Below are 19,321 nucleotides of genomic sequence, written 5' to 3' on the forward strand. Positions count from 1 at the left end.
TTGAATGTTCATATAACATCATTTAAACCATATGTAAACCGGAATGTACAGGTTTGGTGAAACATTTTGAAGCAAGGGGCCGTCTGTAGGGTGAAGGTTGGCAATCAGGTTTAAACTACTATCGGAGGTGTCAAAATGAAACATAAAAAAGGATTGGCAGCGACACTCGCTCTTTGCGTATCATTGACGGCGGGAGGTGCATCCGTGCTCGCATTCTCGGACCTGCAGGATGAAGGACAGAAAACGATCGTGGATACGCTCAAATCCAAAGGCGTCGTAAACGGGGTGACGGCGGATCTGTTCAAGCCGAATCAGGCGTTATCCGAACCGCAGGGCATTCAGTTGATCGTCAAAGCATTTGGTTTGAAAAACGCGTACGCATCCCCTGCGCAAAGCAAAATCAGTCCTGACACTTGGTATGCGGATGCCGTGCAAGCTGCGACCCAGAATGGATTGTCCATTCCCGTAGAAGTGAATCCGCAGGCCAAAATGACGCGCGAACAGTTCGTGATCCTTCTTCAAGAAGGGATTGCCACAACGGGGAATTATCCGGTCATTATGAGATATAACGTCGTGAATGATGAAGACAGCATCGGTGAGAATGCCAAATCCGCCGTCCAGAACCTGCTCAACATGAACATCATCCAGCTGGACAAAGACGGGAACTTCCGTCCGGATCAGCCGCTTACCCGCATGGAGGCCGCAAGCATGATTTTTAACGCACTGGAATTTATTGACCAGTTTGGAAACGGAGGCTCCACAGAGCCTGCACCGGTGGATCCGGGAGCGGGACAGGCGGGTATCGTGCCGACGGTAACAACGACGAAAGTGGACGACAAGACGACCAAAGTGAAGCTTTCTGCCGAGATGCCGCACCCGGGCTACGGATTGAAAATTGATGACGTCAAACTGGAAAAGGATGGACGTGCCATCGTGCTGTATTCGATCGTTCAGCCTGACCCGGACAAAATGTATCCGATGGTCATTACCAACGTCACGGCCGAAACGAACATCCCGTCCGGATACACTGCCGAAGCACAACCTTCGGGCAAATAAGCAGCGTGTAATTCCTGAAAGCCATAAAAAAAGAAGAACCCACCGCATCCAGTTCATATGGACGGTGGGTTTTGTTATGTCGTGCGATCCCGACATCCGTTTACAGATCAGGACGGGGAGCTCACGGTCGGTTCGTAGTCGAACCAGTCGAACCGGGCAGGCGTGCCTTGGCCGCCCGGGCTGGTGGCGTACATTCCGACGATGACGCCGGTGAAGCCGCCCGCTACCTCTGTGGAGAGCAGGTGGGTTTCGCCGGAGCCGAGCTCGACCCATTCACGGTCATTCGTGCAGATGGAAAAGGCGAAAGCGTCAGGCTCGGCCTGGACCCGAAGGACGAGGGGACCTTGGCCGCAATCCAGCGCGTATTCGGTACGCATGGAGCCTACGACCCGCCGAAGCACGACCGATTTGCGTCCATCGACCAGCCTGATGCCCAGATCGTAATGATAATTCCGGTTCATGAATACCGACAGGCCTGCTTCTTCTCCATGCTGCCGGGGTTCGAAATCGAGATGCGCTTCGATGCGGCACGAAAAATGGCTCAAGCGACGTCCGATGAAGGCTGGGCTTCCACCGGCGTCAAGGGATAACGGGTTACCGTGGAGGACGAGGTGTCCCGGCTGTTCCATTAGCGACCAACTTCCCGGGGCCGGATTCCGGAGGAATAACCAGTCCATGCCAAGTTTCGGCTGATCGAAGTGATCTCGCGCGGGCGGATGCGGCCACTTTGCTTCGGCAAGCTGCGGCCCGTCCATCTCGGGATCAATGCGTCCGTCATGGCCGATGATCGGCCAGCCCGCTTCCGTCCACGTGACCGGGGCCAGAAACGTTTCCCGACCAAGGTGATGGCGAAGCGGATAGGACGGGGGACGGATGCCGAGACAGACGGCCCACCAGCTTCCGTCCTGAGCCTGCACCAGGTCGGCGTGCCCGGTCGCATGGATGCTGCTCTTCATGCTGCGGTTCGACAAAATCGGGTTGTGGGGACATGGTTCGAACGGGCCGTACGGATCATTGCTTCGCGCGATCGTTTCCATGTGGCCATACTCCGTTCCACCTTCGGCGATCATCAGATAGTACATGCCGTTGATTTTGTACAAATGTGGCGCCTCCGGAGCGGCACCCCCGGTTCCTTTCCAAATCAGACGGCTTTCGGTCCGTTTGTTGCCGGTATCCGCGTCGATTTCGCACTGGTAGATGCCTTCGCCCTCATCACCATTGCATGCCGACTGAAAATATACCCGCCCGTCATCGTCGAAGAGGAGGGACGGGTCGATGCCGTCTTGTGCGACAAACATCGGATCGGACCATGGCCCTTCCGCATGCCTGCTGCGTACAAAGAAGTTGCCGCCGTCGCTGACATTGGTCGTTGTCATGTAGAACCAGCCTTCATGATGGCGGATCGTTGGGGCATAGATGCCGCCCGAGGTCCAGGCCCGGTCCAGCGGCAATTGCTCCGGCGTGGTCAGGCAGTGTCCGATTTGCCGCCAGTTCACGAGATCCCGGCTGTGGAAGATCGGCACTCCCGGATAATATTCAAACGTGCTCGTGACCAAATAATAATCTTCGCCTACCCGGCAGACGCTGGGATCTGGATAAAAACCGGGAATCACCGGATTGGTATATTTCATCTTGCGCTGCTCCTATTCATTCCAAAGTTTTACGCGATCCTGCACGTATTTGGTGAAGCCCTGTTCCATTTTTTCGACGCCTGCGTTGATCAACTGCTGCTGGTAATCGTCCCAGATGGCATCGAATTGCTCGGGTTTGGACATGACCGCCTGCGGAATGACTTTCCACGTAATGTCCTTCACTTTGTTCTCGATGACCTTAATTTCATCGTCGGACGGCACAGAGATATTCCAGGCGGCTCCCCAAGCTTTGGGCGGGAAGTCTTTTTCGTTCGGGAACAGGTCCATCCAGGTGGTTGCCCCGTAGGCTTTGAGCGTTTCTTTGTCGGCATCGGTGTAGTTGTTCACGATTTGTTCCGGGAAATTTTTGGTGAAATAATTGCCTGTGGAATCTTGAACGCCGTCTCCATAATGAGCGCCGAGGTTCGTGTACAGTCCAATGCCGGATTCCCGGGTAAACGGGATGTTGTCATTGACGATACGCTGCTGCACGTCGTCAGGCACAATGCGCTTGCCGTCTTTCATTTCGTACTGCTTGCCTTCGACGCCCCAATAATTCAGCACCTGTCCTTCTTCGGAAGCGAGGAAATCGAGAAACTGGATGGCCCGAACCGGATCTTCGTTGGCCGTGGTGATTCCGACGCCCCAGCCGGCCATGAACCCGGTCGATTGGTAACGGTTGTCCTTGTATTTGTCCGATAACATGACAGAGTAGTGGCCATAGGTCTGGTCATTCATTCCAGCGGCTTTCAATGACTTTTCGGCATCGCTGTATCCCCAGTCGACATCGATCAGGCCGATGACCCGACCCGAAGCGATTTTCGCTTGGTATTGGTCATTTTTCTGCACAAAGGATTCCGGGTCGAGCAGTCCGGTGTTGTACATATGGTTCAGCCATTTGAAGTATTCTTTCTCGCCTTCGGTGCGGAAGTGGTAAGAAGCTTCATGTGTTTCCGGATCGATGTAATATTCGCCGTCCCCGGATTTGCCGGTCGTTTCGGCTGCCGGGTTGGTCACCGAAATCTGGATGCGCCAGTCGTCCGCATTCAACGTCAGGCCGATGTTTTTGTTGCCGTTTTCGTCGGTCGGATGTTTTTCGAGATAGTCGCGGATGACGTTTTCATAGTCTTGCAACGTTTTGATCTCCGGGTAACCGGCTTCCTTGACCGCCCGATGCTGCAGCTCGAAGCCGCCGCCAGCCACGAAATTCACGCCGTCGATGGCAGAGTAGGTAGGAATGACATAGATGGATGGATCGTCGTTGCTGTAGCGCAGCCGTTTGATCTGATCGCCGAACAGCTTTTTGAGATTGGGGGCATGCTCCTCGATCAGATCGGTCAGATCCAGCATGGCTCCGGCATCGACGAGTTTATCGAGATCGCCTTTGGGACTGATGAGATCGGGGTATTCCCCGCTGGCCGCAATCAGTGCCAGTCGTTGCGCAGGATCGGATATGGCGAATTCGGCATTCAGCGTCACGCCCGTCTTTTTGGTGATTTCCTTGCCGACGTCGTCCTGCATGTTGTTCCAGTTCGGATTATTGTCCGCGCCAAAGAACGTGAAGGTAACCGGATCGGAACCGTCTTTGCCGGCAGTTCCGGTCGTTTGGGCATTCCCGGAACTGCCGCAGCCTGCGAGCAGGCTTAGCGAAAGAACCGCTGCAACCGACAATGTTGCCGTTTTTCGAATCTTATTTGTCATGTTAACCCCCCTGAGGATAATGGTTGATAAAGCCCAAAGATCGGTGGAGCCGAGCTATTGCGTGCGCTTTCAAGAAGGCGCTGCATGAGCGTCATCTTCATGCCAAGGCTTTCGGAACACGGTTCGGGAGCCTCTTGCATCTCTCTTTTGCGCCTGCTCCATAATGGCTTATGAAGCATATTCTAACGTTTTCCTGATGCGTGAAACCTTGATTATTCGGTCGTGGAGTAGCATGATATAGACATGGTTCCAATCTATGAATTTCGGAGGAAAGACCAGTGAGCAACGCATATTTGAATTGGTTTACAACCGACCAGCATTTTCCGTTCTACATTCAATATGGGGGACATGACGAGGATACCGATCTTCATCGGCATGTCGATTTTTCGGAGCTCGTGATCGTGTTGAAGGGAAATGCAACGCATATTGTGCATACGGAAGAGTCTTTCATCAAAAAAGGAAACGTGTTTGTTATTAACGGGAGTACCCCGCACGCATACAAAGATCCGCATGACTTCAACATCTGCAATATCATGTACAGGCCTGAGATGCTGGCGGCGGCAGGGCCGGATCTGCGGACGTCCAACGGATTTCAGGCATTGTTCGTTTTGGAACCGCTTTACCGGAAAACGCACCCGTTTCCCAGCCAGCTCGCGCTGCCGATCTCGGACATGGAGTATGTCTCTTCGTTGGTTTCGGTCATGATCGGGGAATATCACGAGAAGCAGCAGGGACACCAAACGATGCTGATGTCGCGTTTCATGGAACTGGTCGTCTATTTGTCCAGGCAGTACGATTCTCAGGAACAGGGGAATGATAGCAACACATTGATGCATTTGGCGAATGCGGTCTCGTATATTGAAGATCACTACGTCGAGCCATTGTCGCTGGAGGAGATTGCAGAGAAGTCTGGCATATCGGTGAGACATTTGAACCGTATTTTTCGTACCCATTATCAAATGACGCCCATTTCCTATTTGCAGCGTCTGCGCCTGGACAGGGCAGGCACCTTGCTTAAGCACACAAACCTGTCCATCACGCAAATTTCATATGAATGCGGCTTCAATGACAGCAACTATTTCACCCGCCAATTTACCAGGGCGCATGGCATCTCCCCCAAGGCCTACAGGCAGAGGCAATAATCTGGGTTCGGATTTAAAAGGTTAGGACATCTGAAATCCAACAAGGGAACCGAGTCGGTTTCGTGTTGATGACTACTGCCCGATGCACGATTTGCATGTGTCCGGGGAATCATGCAAAAGCAACCAATCCCATGTTTTCTGCGTATGAGGTATATGTTAGTTGATCAAAGAAATAATGGGGGACTGTCATAGATGGAAACACGCGAACAACTGGATCAGGAATTGGAGCAGATCCTGAAGTGGGAGAAGGAGCAGAAGGCGCTGTTTATTTGGGATAAACTCGGTCGTTTGCCGTTCGTCATGCTCGATAAGGTGATGCCCAAAGCGCTGAAAGAGAAGATCGGAACGGCTTTGAACGATGTCGGACAATACGTGCAGCACGGGGGCAAGTTTCTGGTGCAGAAACAGAAAGTAGCCAAGCTGCTGCAGGAAGAGGCCGAAAAGTCGGGATATGTCATGAAGGATGTTACAGTGACCGAGGTAGAACAAGAAACGGATTCGCAGGCAGACGGCCAGATCCATAGCGTAGAAGGGCTGCCGCTTGAAGTACTTGACCGCGTTGCGGACAGCATTACCGAGAGCCGGGCGAAGTTTGCGGCAGCGCAGGGGGCAGCGACGGGAATCGGGGGCATCGTGACCATTGCAGCCGACATTCCTATGGTCATGGGCATGTCGCTGAAGGTGCTGCAGGAAATGGCGTTATGTTACGGTTACAATCCGGACGATCCGCAGGAACGCATTTTTATCGTAAAATGCCTGCAATTTTCGTCGGCCGATATCGTAGGCAAAAAAGCGATTATCGATGAGCTTGCCGATTACGACAATCCGGAGAAGCAAGTAGAGGTTATTTCTCAGATGCAGGGCTGGCGGGAAGTGTTTCTCTCGTACAGTGAATCTTTCGGCTGGAAGAAGCTGTTCCAGCTCATTCCGATCGCAGGCATGCTGTTCGGCTCGATCAGCAACAAGGGCACGATCCAGGACGTGGCGGAAGCCGGCAAGATGCTGTACAAGAAGAGATTGATATTGCAGCGATTGAAGTGAACTATATAAACCGCATGCTTTCGAAGCAGCTTTCTTTCAGAAAACTTTAAGACCGCTTTGCTTCTCCAGATTGGTTCTGCCTCTCCGTTAACGTGTGTATGTTTTTTGCGGTTTATATAACAAATATGATTTTACTGGAGTTTAATGAAAAACGCCTATTCCGTTGATGACAACGAAATAGGCGTTTTTTGGATGTGCTTACGCGATGCGACGAATCTTCATGGATTAAAGAAACTGTGACACCCTAAGTTTCTTATTCTTCGCTGCCGTTTTCTTCCGCCCAACGTTTCAGCACCTTATCCGAAGGCAGCAGGAAGGTCAGAACCCCGATCAGCGGCAGGAAGCTGCAAAATTGCATGACCGTGGATACGCCGAGGGCGTCGATCCAATTTCCAAGCACGAGTGCGCCGAGCCCGCCCATGCCAAAGGCGAGACCTGTGATCAAGCCGGATACCGTCCCGATTTTGCCCGGGATCAGCATCTGTCCGTAAACGACCGTGACCGAGAAGCTGGACAGGATGATGAAACCGATGATCGCCAGCAATACGCCCGTCCAGAACAGGTTGGCGTACGGCAGCAGTAACGTCAGCGGAGCAGCGCATGCCATGGACAGGAAGATCATGTTGCGTTTACCGAAACGGTCGGACAACGGTCCGCCAAAGAAGGTGCCAAGTGCACCCGCGGCCAGGAACATGAAGATGTAAATCTGCGCATCCTCTGTGGACAGGCTGAAGCCTTCTTTCAAATAGAAGGCGTAATAACTGCCGATGGCCGCGTTGTACAGCGAACGTACAAAGACGAGGATGATCAGCAGGGTAATGGCTGCCGCAATTTTTTTGCGCAAGGCCGGGTTTGGCGCTCTGCGTGCAGCCGCCTGCTTACGCATGTAACCGGAACCGAGCATGCGCCCGTACCAACGGGCGATATAGATCTGTACCGCGATGCCAGCTGCGGCAATGCCGGTGAAACCGATCGCTCCGAACAGGCCGAACGGGATGAATATCCAGCGCGTCAGCAATGGGGCCAGCGATTGCCCGGCATTACCGCCTACCTGGAAGATGGACTGGGCGAGCCCGCGACGCTGTCCGGCGGCCATGTTGGATACCCGGGAGCCTTCGGGATGGAAAGCGGCCGAGCCCAAACCAACGAAAATGACCGAGATCAGTACGGCGGCATAATCGTCCGCAAAGGCAAGCAGCAGCATGCCGGTAAAGGTAAAGCCCATACCGATGGGCAAAATGGAAGGGGTAGGCCTTTTGTCCGCAAACCAGCCGACGACGGGCTGCATGATGGATGCGGTGAAGTTGATAGCGAACGAGATCCATCCGATCTGAGTATAACTCAGGTGCATGGAATCCTTCAGAATCGGGAAAATCGCCGGAATGACGGACTGGATGGAATCATTGAACAGATGCACCAGACTGATGGCGATCAAGATCCGGTACACGGTGCGCTGGGCATCCGATCCGGGGTCGATTTTGGAACGGACGCGGCCGTCCTTGGATAAAGAGGATTGCATAGACATGTACAGTTCTCCTTTAGGTCACAGTCGCTGGGGATCTATGCCTTCTATTCTGAGATACTTACTCATATTGTTACATAATAGGATAGATTGAGGGCACCGACAAGAGAAAATAATAACCGGATCCATCGATCAACCGAGGGATGCGCATAGGGTTGATTTTACATTAACCAAACATTTCTTGTGTTTGACCCAATGACGACGGGCATAGCCGAATGCACGGGCAACGATATATTTAATTAGGAAGCTTGCCTTTGAAGGGGCAAATTTCGCTGTGTGTCTGTCCATACAAAACCGCAGGGGATTTAACAAAAAGAAGATTTTGGCTTAACAAACGTGCGCTATGATTTTTAACGGACAACTTGTTGATTCATTACATCATGTGCCCGACAAGGTGCAAAAAGACGAGAGAGGATTTGATCGAATCATGAAATCTTTGAAAAAACAAGCTACTGTAGCGTTATTGGCTATGCCTTTACTGTTAAGCTCCGTGGGGGCGGGGTACGCCAACGCTGCAACGGGTTCTTTTAACGTGGACCCAGCGCCCGCACCAGCCTGGGGATATTTCGTGGACAACTACAAAAACAACAAAACCGATAACCAGACGCTGGAGTCCAATCCCGCACTTGGTATTTTGTCCGGCTTCTCCGACCTTTGGAAAACCGGCGATGCCTGGAATACAGGAAGCAAGCTGAACGAAAGCATTCTGGATCTTAATATTCGCAAAGTATTCAATACATATATGCGCCGCACGGCCGAACAAGCGGAGAAAGCGTACCTGGATGACCGCCGCAGCCAAAGCTACAGCGTCATTGACGGTTTCGGTCCTTATGCCGATACGTATCGTGCCAAAGCTAAAGCGGAAACAACCGTCAAGGAAGTTGCTGCCGATGCAACGACAACGAAGTACAGTGACGAAGGAAATGGCGCAGGGGACGCTGAATCCAGCCTGGGCAAAGTGGTAAGCTTGGTGAACACGCTGCGTGGCGAATATTCGTCCGGCAATCCGTCCAAATATTATTTCCAATATCCGCGTCCATTCCGTTGGGTGGATAACTCGCTGGTCGTAAACACGCTTCTTCCGGTACAAAGCAATGAGCCTGAAAAAGACGGCGGTTTCCCGAGCGGACATACCAATGCGGCTTACCTGACCGCTTTTGCGTTTGCGTATGCTGCGCCTGAACGTTATCAGGAAATGCTGACGAATGCGGCTGAGCTCGGCGAAAGCCGTGTCGTTGCAGGCATGCACTCCCCGCTGGACGTCATGGGTGGACGCGTATTGGCCACAGCGCTGTCGGCGGCGATTCTGTCCGATCCGGCGAACAGCGAACTGAAGCAAGCGGCTTACGAGCAAGCACAGCGTGAACTGATGAACACAGAAGTTAAAGGTCCAGATGCATACGGCGATTATGACGCCAACAAAAAGAAATATACCGAACTGCTGACGTTCGGTTTCCCGCAAATCGATTCCAAAACCGAACCGATGGTGGTTCCCAAAAATGCCGAGGTGCTGCTGGAAACGCGTCAGCCGTACTTGAACGATACCCAGCGCCGTGAGGTACTCGCTACGACAGGACTGCCTTCCGGTTATCCGCTGCTGAATGATCCGGAAGGTTGGGGACGCCTGAACCTGTTTGCCGCGGCAGATGGTTACGGCGCATTCATGTCCGACGTTACCGTGAACATGGATGCTTCCAAAGGCGGCTTCAATGCTGAAGATTTGTGGCGCAATGATATTTCCGGCGAAGGCAAGCTGACCAAACAAGGTACGGGCAAGCTGACGCTTAGCGGAAACAACACTTATTCCGGCGGCACTGTGTTGGAGGAAGGTACGCTTGAGGGTGCTTCGAAAACGGCATTCGGTACGGCGAGCGTCACCAACAACGGCGGAACGATCGGTGAAGAGGTTGAAGGCCGGTTCGTGATTGGCGGCGACTTCAAACAATCCGCCAAAGGTACGCTGGAGCTGAACATCAGCAGCAAAAACGACGTATTCCAAGTGGCGAAAAACGCTACCCTTGGCGGCAAGCTGCAACTGAACTTCACGGATGGTTACGTGCCGGCGAACGGCGCCACGATCATGACGTTCGGCCAAAAAGCGGCTGGAACGAAGTTTGCTTCCGTGGACGTTTCCGGACTGCCGAGCGGCGTAAAAGCAAGCGTGGTTTACAAAGCAAACAGCGTTGTGCTGAAAGTGAGCAAATAAGAGGTTTAGGGTATGGTGGCAGATTCGTTCCCAGCGGGATAGAAATGTTAAGCGGAACCAGGTGACTGCACAGCCTATATAGGTTGAACTAGACAATTACACGATAACGGAGAGGGCAGAAAGAATCTGGAGAAGCGAAGCGGTCTAAAAGCGGTCTAAAAGCGGTCTTAAAGCTCTCTGAAAGAAAGCTGCATCGGAAGCATAAGCTTCACCTTTTCCTTTTGAAAAAAGGGGATCAAAAAAATCTGGGGATAACAGGGATCGGAAGATCGTTCTGACCACGTAGTGACTCCGTGTAAAAATCATCGGTTCAACTTATATAGAGCTAAATCGAGAGAACCCCGGAAAATGATCCGGGGTTCTTTTTGTATTGCGTGTTAAACGCGACGTTGACGAGGAATGAAGTAACTGTAACAACTGGTATGGCGGTAAGGCTTTCATGACACGAAAGCTGTGGTAGTTGGTGATAAGGTAACGCCGCCTGACGAAGCAATTAAAGGTATTGAGGTTACGATTGCAATGAAGGCATTGGTGGGTTAACGGCAGCTGCTTGAATAAACACCATGGTTCCTATGATAGTAACAAAGTTAGGACAGCAAAGGCCGCAACGACAATGATGTCCCTAATGCGTGAAGCTACGGATGTAACGAACATGAGACACGTTAATCAGCCCAAATGGAGGCTTTTCAAGGTCTTACGAACCTCACACACCTTATTTGGGTGAAATTGGACCCGAGGTACGTAAATTATCTTAAATAGCGTGCCTGAGGTTCGTTAGCCAACCATATGCCGGAAAACCTCCATATAACGTGCCTGAAGTTCGTTAGCTGTCTATACACCAATAATGTGCCTGAAGTTCGCTCGCGCGGTCGACCATTGCGATATGTGGGCATTGTGCCGATCTATATTAACGTTCCAGCTTTGCCGTATCCGATGCGATAAACGCAAAAAAGGAGCGATTCTTCCCCGCAGGGTGCGGGAGAATCTGCTCCTATGTTAGAGATCCGTGATGCCAACGGGCTGAATCACCCTTGAAGGGGGCACCGAGTGCTGGGTTTATGACTAGTCGCCTAAGTTTACCTCTTAACGGTTATCGACCGTTTCCGGGTACATGTCATGGTTCAACATGCGGTGCTCGGCCATCTGCTCGTATTTCGTCCCCGGTTTGCCGTAGTTGGTGTACGGGTCGATGGAGATGCCGCCGCGCGGCGTGAATTTGCCCCATACTTCGATATAGCGCGGGTCCATCAGCTTGATCAGATCGTTCATAATGATGTTCACGCAATCCTCGTGAAAATCGCCATGGTTGCGGAAGCTGAACAAATACAGCTTGAGCGATTTGCTTTCTACCATTTTGACGTCGGGAATGTAGCTGATATAAATGGTGGCAAAGTCAGGCTGGCCCGTGATCGGGCACAAGCTTGTAAACTCCGGGCAGTTGAATTTCACGAAGTAATCGCGGTAGGGATGTTTGTTGTCAAAGCTCTCCAGAATGCCAGGATCGTATTCAAACGTATATTTCGTGCCCTGGTTGCCCAGCAGCGTCAAGTCTTGCATCTCGTCAGGTTGTCTCATTGTCGTTCCGTAACTCCTTTAGGTTAAAATCCATATATTTAATCGATAGCCTGTTCATTGGGCTACACGCCGCGTTTATTGCCCCATACGAGTGTATGAAGCTGCGGCAGCACGCGAACGTCATTCAACGTCTCGGAGCCGCTCACCTTGTCAATCAGCCACTCGTAGCGTTCGAGCAGGGAGGAGGCAAGGTCTGCTGTATCCGCTGACGAGACGTCAGGATTCCCGGTTTGCAAAAAGAGAGCTGTTCCCGGATACCGCTCATGCACGCGCCGGGCATAGTCCAGGTCTGTCTCGTCAAAAATGACGATTTTCAGACTCATGCTGCGGTTCGCTGGACGCAGCGCCAGCCGCTGAACCAGATCATCCAGCACGCCCCAGTCCGTCTCCATGCCGGAGCTGGGTGGCTTCGGCGAGACGGTGACTTCGTCAATGTCCGCCAGCCAAGGCTGCCAGCGCGAGCCCTGCGTCTCTACCGCCGTGCGGATGCCCTGCTCGCGCAGCAATTGCACCAGCCCGCCCAGCGAAGCAAGCAGGGCGGGGTTGCCGCCGGAGATCGTGACGTGCGAGAAGCGGGCGCCGCCGATGCGGCGCAGCTCCTTCAGAATCTCCTCCGGCGCCATCATTTTGATCTGGTCCTTCCCGGTGCCGTCCCAGGTAAAGGCCGAATCGCACCAGGAGCAGCGGTAATCGCAGCCTGCGGTGCGCACAAACATCGTTTTTTGCCCGATGACCATGCCCTCGCCTTGAACGGTCGGCCCGAAGATTTCCATGACCGGAATGCGTCCCCCGCGTCCGCCATTCGCAGACCTGCTTTCCGGTTCGGGACGTGAGTCCATCATGGCTGGCAAATCCTGGGTCATGTCTGCTGACGCATGCTGCAGGAGGTTATCCATCGATCATCCACTCCCGTCTCGCTTCCGCGTAGCTGGTAGGTGTCTCGTACAGACGAACGAATTCGGTTCGTCCCCCTTCGGCGAGGGATACATAAGGCTCCGACTGCAGCGCCAGTTCCATTTGTTCGAACAGCCAGACGACCATGTTTTCGGCCGTGGTGTTCATCAAAGGTAGGGTCTCGTTCAAGTATTGATGGTCGAGATACCCTTCCATGCGGGTTTTCCAAATGTCTTTGATATGTCCAAAATCAACGGTAAGCCCGGTTTCCCCCGGATAACCGCTGATGCCAAATACGACTTTGTACGTATGTCCGTGCAAGTTTTTGCATTTGCCTTCGTAACAGTGCAGGTGGTGCGCGGCGTCAAAGGTAAACTCTTTGCTGACCAGCACCCGTTTCCGATGATAGCGAAGCTGTGCAGGCAAAATGTCTTCGTCGATCCGCTGCAGCCGCTCGACGATGCGGAACGTCCCCGGCTCTCTCATCGATGATCCGCCCCCGGTGTCCCTGTTTGGGTGCGTTGTTCGAGATAACGATCCAATCCGGCTCTCCGCAGCTTGCATGCCGGGCACTCGCCGCAGCCATCGCCAATGACGCCGTTGTAGCAGGTAAGCGTACGTTCGCGCACGTAATCGAAGGCGCCGAGTCGATCGGACAGCTCCCACGTTTGGGCTTTGTCCAGCCACATCAGCGGCGTATGGATTACGAACGGGTAATCCATCGACAGGTTAAGCGTAACGTTCAGCGACTTTACGAAGGAATCCCGGCAATCCGGATATCCGCTGAAATCCGTTTCGCATACACCGGTGACCAGGTGACGCGCACCTTTTTGTTTGGCCATAATCGCGGCGAAGCTGAGGAACAACAAATTCCGTCCATCGACGAACGTGCTGGGAAGCTCGCCTTCCTCATGCGTGATCTCCACATCCGTGCGGGTCAGCGCGCTTGGCGCAAGCTGATTCAGCAGACTCATATCGAGCACGGTCTGCTGCACGCCCAGATCGTGTGCGATCGCCGCCGCACATTCGATCTCCAGTTTGTGCCGTTGACCATAGTCGAAGGTGACGACTTCAACTTCGGCAAACTGCTGTTTAGCCCAGAACAGGCAGGTGGTGCTGTCCTGGCCGCCGCTGAATACAACGACTGCTTTTTCTTCGTTCAACATAAAAAAACCTCTCCATCTTCTTAAGATCGATTCAGGCCAAAAGCCTGCATCGTCGAAGAACAGAGAAGTTCATGAACTGGCATCCATCAAAAAACACACCTTCCCGCAAACAAGCAAAAAAATGCCTGCGAAAAAGTGATCTTAGTTTTTTACATACAGATTTATCTGTCACCATGCGGTTTCAGACGTTGTTCTGTACGCAGCACATGCGGCCGTCAGGCCTGAAATGCGCTGTAGAGGGAGTTCGCGAACCTCTCCCATGCCAAGCGGCATGGATTTTCTTCTTCAATTGTCCGGTTCAGTATAACACAATTTCAACCTTGCAGCACATGTTCTGCAGCGATCCAACATTTGACTGTCTGAAGCGGTTCGACAGGCCGGCGCTTATTTAATCAGAATGTTGCCGAACGGAATGACTTCTTTCAAGATTCGTTTGAACAGGCCATCGCCATCGTTGACGTCCCGTTCCAGCCTGTGGTTCTCGCGGCCTGCCTGAAACAGGACAGGGCCGTGTCCCGTCATTTTCCAATGATAGTTCATGTGTTGGCTGGCCAAGTGGTTGCCGTATACCGTCAGTTCCAGATGAGCATTTTCAGGATAGGCAATAACGCTGCCTGCATCCACGTACAAGGGAGCGGTGGGGTGCAGTTCCTGTTGGCACACTTGTCCCTGGGTCAGCAGACCGATTTTGCCGTGGCCGGAAAACTTCATTTTCACGGCGTCCCGGGTGATGAACATATTTTTGATCTTCTGGATTTTGGTGTGCATGGTGACGCCGTCCGAATAAAAGAACAGATGGCGAAAGTCGTAGAGCAGGTCGCTCTCGGCCGTCAATTCCACTTCCTTCATGGTGAAGCCGGGCGGGAGTGCAGCCACAAACTGGCAAGGGCCGGTGATTTCGGACTTGATCAGCTTTTTTTTGCGGTACATGCCGGAGATGTTCATGAATTTGTCGTTGCGGCTGCTGCTTGGCCCTCGAAAGGCGACGATTTGTTGGGGGTGTAAAATATGAAGCCGGTCTTCGGGCGTAAGCGAGAACTTCAACACTTGACCGGCCCCGTCCGCTTCGACCGTGTTGAGGTTAATGTGCATGTCGTGGCTCCCTATTCTTTATATTCGGCCTGAACGGCGACGCATCCCCCAACGCATCACGCGAATCAGGATGAAATACCCCAAGATGAGACAAACGGCAGTAATGACTGTGGTTTGAATGCGTTTGGCGGTGACATTGCGAGCGTTCTGCTGATCTTGAAGCTCGCTGACCATTTCGGTCAGTTTCTGGTTTTGGGCGACCAGCTGCTCATTTTGGGCTTTGAATGCCTCGACATTGGCCTCAGCTTGTCCCAACTGCGCAGAGGTTTCGTTCAATTGTTCCAACGTTTGCGATAGCTTTCCTGCAGAGCATTCACTTCTCCCGGGAGCTCCGATACCCGTTCCCAACTGCTGTATATGTCTGAAAAGATGTTGGCATGTGCCGCATTTACGGTGTGCGTAAACGAAAACGCCATGATCGCGCATGCAGCGAGCAAAATTCGAAGGGTTCCGTGTTTCGACCGTTTGGGCATAGAGGCACCTTCTTTCGATTAAAATCGGTATATTCCGCGTTTCTTGGTACGGAAGGAAAATCACTATTACATTATACGTCAAAATCGGCGCAATGGGTTCAGTACTTCCTTCAGTCCCCAGTGAATTTTTGTGTTTGATCCTACGGATTTTCGGGTAATGGACATAGTCGGCCCCGGCGGCTGATCATTAAATGATTAACCGCGTTTGCGTATCTGCTTTTCCCTTGGCGAAAACGCCGCTATATATGTTGAACTAGACATTTACACGATAACGGAGAGGGCAGAACCAATCTGGAGAAGCGGAGCTAAAAGCTTTCTGTAAGAAAGCTCCATCGAAAGCATACGCTTCGCATTTATCACCGGATTTTCCTCTTAAATATGGGGATTAAAAAAATCTGGGGATAACAGCGATTGGAAGATGGTACTGCGCCCGCAGTGGCCTAGTGGGATTTATTAATTAAGGTAACGAACAAAATATAATCATTTTCACATTGAACGAAAAGGAGCAGAAATCGATGCATACGACAGAACACACAGCACCTACCAAAAAAATAACCATTACCGTCAACGGAGAACCGATTGGAAGAGATTTGATCATAGACAGCATCACCTACGTTCCCGTGCAGAACGAACAAGACGGAAGGTCGCGAGGCGAATGGAGAGAGCGATCCGACTCATTGTAAAATTGGGACTTGGCAACAGATAGAACGGAAAAGCTTGGCTGGAGCCAAGCTTTTTTTGGGTCAAATTCTGTCGCATTTCGGCGGTTTTAGGCGAAGGGGAAAAAGTTTGTGGAAAAAAATGAAGGGAACATATGTTCCGTGACAATATAGTGTCCATTTACCCTGATAACTTAGAAGATAATACATATAAATCGGGGGAGAGACTACCAGTGAACTCAGTCTTTGAAGTAAGTTATTCGTGGAACAGAGAGGCCATTCCGACGGGGGGAGCCGACCCCGTATATATGTTGATTGAATGGCGCAGCGGTGCCTTAGCCAAAAGACCCAGAAAGACGGCACCCAAAATCGTGTCGCGTGACTTGGAATTGTTGCTCAAACCGGAATTCGGAGTTCGGCTTAAGGGAGTCTATGGTTGCCGCTCCAAGGAAACGGATATTGGCTGGGTTCTCAGGTTAGGTGACGTCTACAAAGGCGAAAGCAAAAAAATACTGCTTGAATTCGCGATGTCTCCCCGACTTTCGGGAAAGGTGCCTGTTTGCTCGGCGTATTGGAGCACCCGGAAATTGAAGCAAAGCCAAAGGGTATTGCTGCGAAGGGAACAATTGTACATCCAATACACAAGCCATCTGGGCATGCTGCGCCAGCCGGATAATCCGAAGGTTGAAAAAAGCATCAAGCTCAACGAAACGGTGCCTTTGATCAAACAAGCCTTGCGCGCTTATGAACGGGGGCGTATACAAGAGGGAAGCGATATTTTGCGCAGGCATGCAGATGCCTTGTTAATCGAAGCGGTGCGCAAACAAGATATCGAATATTACGAGGAGGCCGAGATCGTCGAGAAGCTGCGTTGCCATTATGGAATGACTTATGCAGACTTGCCGCATGACAGACGCGAAAACGCGTAATAGGGAGGCTGAAAACAACGTTGGCCTGACTGATGAGGAAATGGTTGTATCTACATAGATAATAAAGGTGAATATAATAAACAGGTCGAATGTACTTAACAACATAACGAAATATTAATAGAGGTTGTGTTGAATTTCATTGAAACAACATCATGGAGGGCCGGCAAAAATGACAGACCGACTGATCCGATTAATGCGCATTATTACTCTGGTGCAGGCCAAGCCGGGAATACTGGCGCGAGAACTTGCGGAGCGGTGCGAAACAACGGAAAGGACGATATATCGCGACATGGAGGCCCTCAGTGCAATGCACATTCCCATAGCCAACATGGGACATGGGAGGGGATACATGTTTATCAGCCAATTTGCCATGTACCCTTTGAACTGGTCTGATGAAGAAACCCAAGCCTTTATGCACCTTGCTGACGTCATGGAGGATATTCGGCCTTTGCTGAAGCCGGCATTCGAGAGCGCTTATGAGAAAGTGGTGGCGTCAACCCAGAAAAACAAGAAGGAACGCGTAGCATGGTCCGAACAAATCGGCAATCTGTTCAAGGTCGGCATGCCTGTTTCACAATACGACGACCAGACAGAGGAAACGGATGATACGCTTGTCAGATTGTTCGAAGCCTGCATTTCGCAAAACACGGTCGAAGCGGAATATGCTGTTCAGCACGCCAAAGCGATGGTTCGAATTGACCCGTATTGCCTCATCCCTCGCGAGTATCGGTTTGATTTGCTTGCTTACTGTCATTTATCGGAGGGATTAAGACGTTTTCAGGTCAACCGCTTGAGGAAAATCCGGGTGATGTCACGCACGTTTCGAAAGGATGATTATTTGTTTAAATCGTACTTCCGGATGCCTTTGGCTGAACGGGGTACGGAATGGATTTCGTTCAGAATTCGATTTTCCCCCGCTATTGCCGATCAGGTATCACAGCAACCGTTCCTCGTACGCCCGGCGGTCACGAAGGAATTGGACGGTTCCCTTTTGCTTGAAACCGCGGTTAGCGATGATCAGGCCTTTTTGGGTTGGCTCGCCCAATACGGGCCCGACGCCGAGATTTTGGAGCCTGAAAACTATCGGAAAATGATGCAGGAACGCCTCAGGCAATGGCAGCGGTTATACGGATAAAATCAGTCCGATGCCTGGGTCGTTCCCCTTTAGCTTACTCTTTCGATTTGAAGAGATGGGCCAGATTACCGAAAGGGGATTCTTTCTCATCGTCTTCGTGGCTGGAATAAACGACTTTCGACACCAGTCCTTCGTCATCCGCAGCACAATTCGTCTCCAATGCAAACCGATCGTACTGATGAATGAACACCTTTGCCGTATTGATGGCATCGTCCAAAGCCCGGTGCTGTGTTCCGTCGAACTCGATCCCGCAAAGCTCCAGAGCTTGGGCAAGGCCCATCTGCCGGAATTTTCCCTCCTTCCGCGTCGTGCGCGACCACTGTTGTTGCAAATCATTATGGTTTTTGATCCAGGCGACGTCCAGCCCATGGGTACGGCAGTGTGAAATCAGTTTGCTGCGATCGTCCGGCCCCCAGGAACACATATAATACGTTTCGTTGCCCATCCAGGCAATGAATGGTTTGATCGCTTCCGGAAACAGAGGGGCGGCATCGATATCCTTTTGCGTAATCCCCGTAAACTGAACCGTATCTGTGGAAAGAACGGATTTGTTGGAAGGTCTGACGTAGGAGTGGAACGTATCGGCAATATACAGGCCGTTCTCTCCCTCGGAAACTTTGACTGCACCGATATCGATAATTTCAGAGGAATAGCGGGCATTTCGGCTAACCGTAAATTCAAGATCATAAATGATATATGGCATGGGGTTGGCTCCTTTTACACATCGTTCTATTCAGAAAGCTTGGACCATAGAGAATCCGGATTCGTATAAAGTCTATAGATGTTACGATACTCTCATCCGATCGATGATGCAACACGCCTGTAAAATAATATGATGTGGTACGTAATCAAGGCAATGATCGCGGCTCTGGCGTCATTTTTGGAATAACGGTTGACAAAGAATTACATATGCACTAATGTGATCAAAAATGAGAACAGCGAACAACGAGGACATGATTGCGTTCCCCGGCATCAACAGAGAAGAAACCGCCTGGTGAGAGGTTTCTGCTGCCGCAGCGCAATTCCCGCCTCGCCAGCTGCGGTGGAGAACGCCTTCGGGCTGCAACCATTGCCGGGAGAGCCCGTTATGATCAAGAGG

At 51.7% G+C, this 19,321-nt stretch carries 18 protein-coding genes; 7 read left to right on the plus strand and 11 right to left on the minus strand.

Features of this window, described 5'->3' with window-relative positions; genetic code table 11:
* The first annotated feature begins 135 nt into the window (after positions 1-135).
* Entirely contained in the window at positions 136-1,056 is a 921-nt protein-coding gene (locus MKY59_RS05670; protein ID WP_339276484.1) for an S-layer homology domain-containing protein, read from the plus strand.
* 107 nt (positions 1,057-1,163) lie between these two features.
* On the opposite strand, the gene MKY59_RS05675 is transcribed toward MKY59_RS05670, so the two are convergent.
* Both MKY59_RS05675 and MKY59_RS05680 read right to left on the minus strand, forming a co-directional pair.
* Entirely contained in the window at positions 1,164-2,687 is a 1,524-nt protein-coding gene (locus MKY59_RS05675) for a glycoside hydrolase family 43 protein (protein ID WP_339276485.1), read from the minus strand.
* Between the two features lie 12 nt (positions 2,688-2,699).
* Entirely contained in the window at positions 2,700-4,388 is a 1,689-nt protein-coding gene (locus MKY59_RS05680) for an ABC transporter substrate-binding protein (RefSeq protein WP_236415368.1), read from the minus strand.
* Positions 4,389-4,666: 278 nt separating this feature from the next.
* Between MKY59_RS05680 and MKY59_RS05685 the strand changes: the two genes are divergently transcribed.
* Both MKY59_RS05685 and MKY59_RS05690 read left to right on the plus strand, forming a co-directional pair.
* A complete protein-coding gene (locus MKY59_RS05685) occupies positions 4,667-5,530 on the plus strand; it encodes a helix-turn-helix domain-containing protein (RefSeq protein ID WP_236415367.1) in 864 nt (287 codons plus the stop codon).
* Positions 5,531-5,722: 192 nt separating this feature from the next.
* On the plus strand, positions 5,723-6,571 hold the full coding sequence (locus tag MKY59_RS05690) for an EcsC family protein (protein ID WP_339276487.1): 849 nt from the start codon (positions 5,723-5,725) through the stop codon (positions 6,569-6,571).
* Positions 6,572-6,824: 253 nt separating this feature from the next.
* Here MKY59_RS05690 and MKY59_RS05695 read toward each other — a convergent pair whose 3' ends face one another.
* The gene (locus tag MKY59_RS05695) at positions 6,825-8,096 is read right to left on the minus strand and encodes an MFS transporter (RefSeq protein WP_339276488.1); all 1,272 of its coding nucleotides are present in this window, start codon (positions 8,094-8,096) and stop codon (positions 6,825-6,827) included.
* A 424-nt stretch (positions 8,097-8,520) separates the two neighbouring features.
* Here MKY59_RS05695 and MKY59_RS05700 point away from each other — a divergent pair, with 424 nt between their 5' ends.
* Complete coding sequence (locus tag MKY59_RS05700; protein WP_339276490.1) at positions 8,521-10,299, plus strand: phosphatase PAP2 family protein; 1,779 nt, start codon at positions 8,521-8,523, stop codon at positions 10,297-10,299.
* Positions 10,300-11,382: 1,083 nt separating this feature from the next.
* Here MKY59_RS05700 and queF read toward each other — a convergent pair.
* The 7 genes from queF to MKY59_RS05735 form a co-directional block, all read right to left on the minus strand.
* Positions 11,383-11,874, minus strand: a complete 492-nt coding sequence (gene queF, locus MKY59_RS05705) for a preQ(1) synthase (RefSeq protein ID WP_236415359.1) — start codon at positions 11,872-11,874, stop codon at positions 11,383-11,385.
* 62 nt (positions 11,875-11,936) lie between these two features.
* Positions 11,937-12,713, minus strand: a complete 777-nt coding sequence (queE, locus tag MKY59_RS05710) for a 7-carboxy-7-deazaguanine synthase QueE (protein ID WP_339278334.1) — start codon at positions 12,711-12,713, stop codon at positions 11,937-11,939.
* 49 nt (positions 12,714-12,762) lie between these two features.
* Positions 12,763-13,254 carry a 6-carboxytetrahydropterin synthase QueD gene (gene queD / locus MKY59_RS05715; protein ID WP_339276491.1) on the minus strand — a complete coding sequence of 164 codons (492 nt, stop codon included), beginning with the start codon at positions 13,252-13,254 and terminating at the stop codon, positions 12,763-12,765.
* Positions 13,251-13,931: a 7-cyano-7-deazaguanine synthase QueC gene (gene queC, locus MKY59_RS05720; RefSeq protein ID WP_236415407.1), complete on the minus strand. Its 681-nt coding sequence runs from the start codon at positions 13,929-13,931 to the stop codon at positions 13,251-13,253. Before queC ends, queD begins: the two co-directional genes overlap by 4 nt.
* Positions 13,932-14,318: 387 nt before the next feature.
* Positions 14,319-15,026 (minus strand): AIM24 family protein, encoded by a 708-nt coding sequence (locus tag MKY59_RS05725; protein WP_339276493.1) that lies wholly within the window; start codon positions 15,024-15,026, stop codon positions 14,319-14,321.
* An 18-nt stretch (positions 15,027-15,044) separates the two neighbouring features.
* Complete coding sequence (locus MKY59_RS05730) at positions 15,045-15,311, minus strand: hypothetical protein (protein ID WP_339276494.1); 267 nt, start codon at positions 15,309-15,311, stop codon at positions 15,045-15,047.
* Positions 15,299-15,499, minus strand: coding sequence for a hypothetical protein (locus MKY59_RS05735; RefSeq protein ID WP_339276496.1), 201 nt, complete (start codon positions 15,497-15,499; stop codon positions 15,299-15,301). Before MKY59_RS05735 ends, MKY59_RS05730 begins: the two co-directional genes overlap by 13 nt.
* Positions 15,500-16,014: 515 nt before the next feature.
* On the opposite strand from MKY59_RS05735, the gene MKY59_RS05740 reads away from it, so the two are divergent.
* From MKY59_RS05740 to MKY59_RS05750, 3 genes are all read left to right on the plus strand, one after another.
* A complete protein-coding gene (locus tag MKY59_RS05740; RefSeq protein WP_236415353.1) occupies positions 16,015-16,182 on the plus strand; it encodes a hypothetical protein in 168 nt (55 codons plus the stop codon).
* A gap of 209 nt (positions 16,183-16,391) precedes the next feature.
* Positions 16,392-17,087, plus strand: coding sequence for a hypothetical protein (locus MKY59_RS05745; protein ID WP_236415352.1), 696 nt, complete (start codon positions 16,392-16,394; stop codon positions 17,085-17,087).
* Positions 17,088-17,256: 169 nt separating this feature from the next.
* Positions 17,257-18,222 (plus strand): WYL domain-containing protein, encoded by a 966-nt coding sequence (locus MKY59_RS05750; protein ID WP_236415351.1) that lies wholly within the window; start codon positions 17,257-17,259, stop codon positions 18,220-18,222.
* 34 nt (positions 18,223-18,256) lie between these two features.
* Here MKY59_RS05750 and MKY59_RS05755 read toward each other — a convergent pair whose 3' ends face one another.
* Positions 18,257-18,925, minus strand: coding sequence for a 3'-5' exonuclease (locus MKY59_RS05755; protein WP_236415350.1), 669 nt, complete (start codon positions 18,923-18,925; stop codon positions 18,257-18,259).
* Positions 18,926-19,321: the final 396 nt, after the last annotated feature.

This window comes from Paenibacillus sp. FSL W8-0426 (genome assembly GCF_037969725.1).
Classification (GTDB): Bacteria; Bacillota; Bacilli; order Paenibacillales; family Paenibacillaceae; genus Paenibacillus; species Paenibacillus hubeiensis.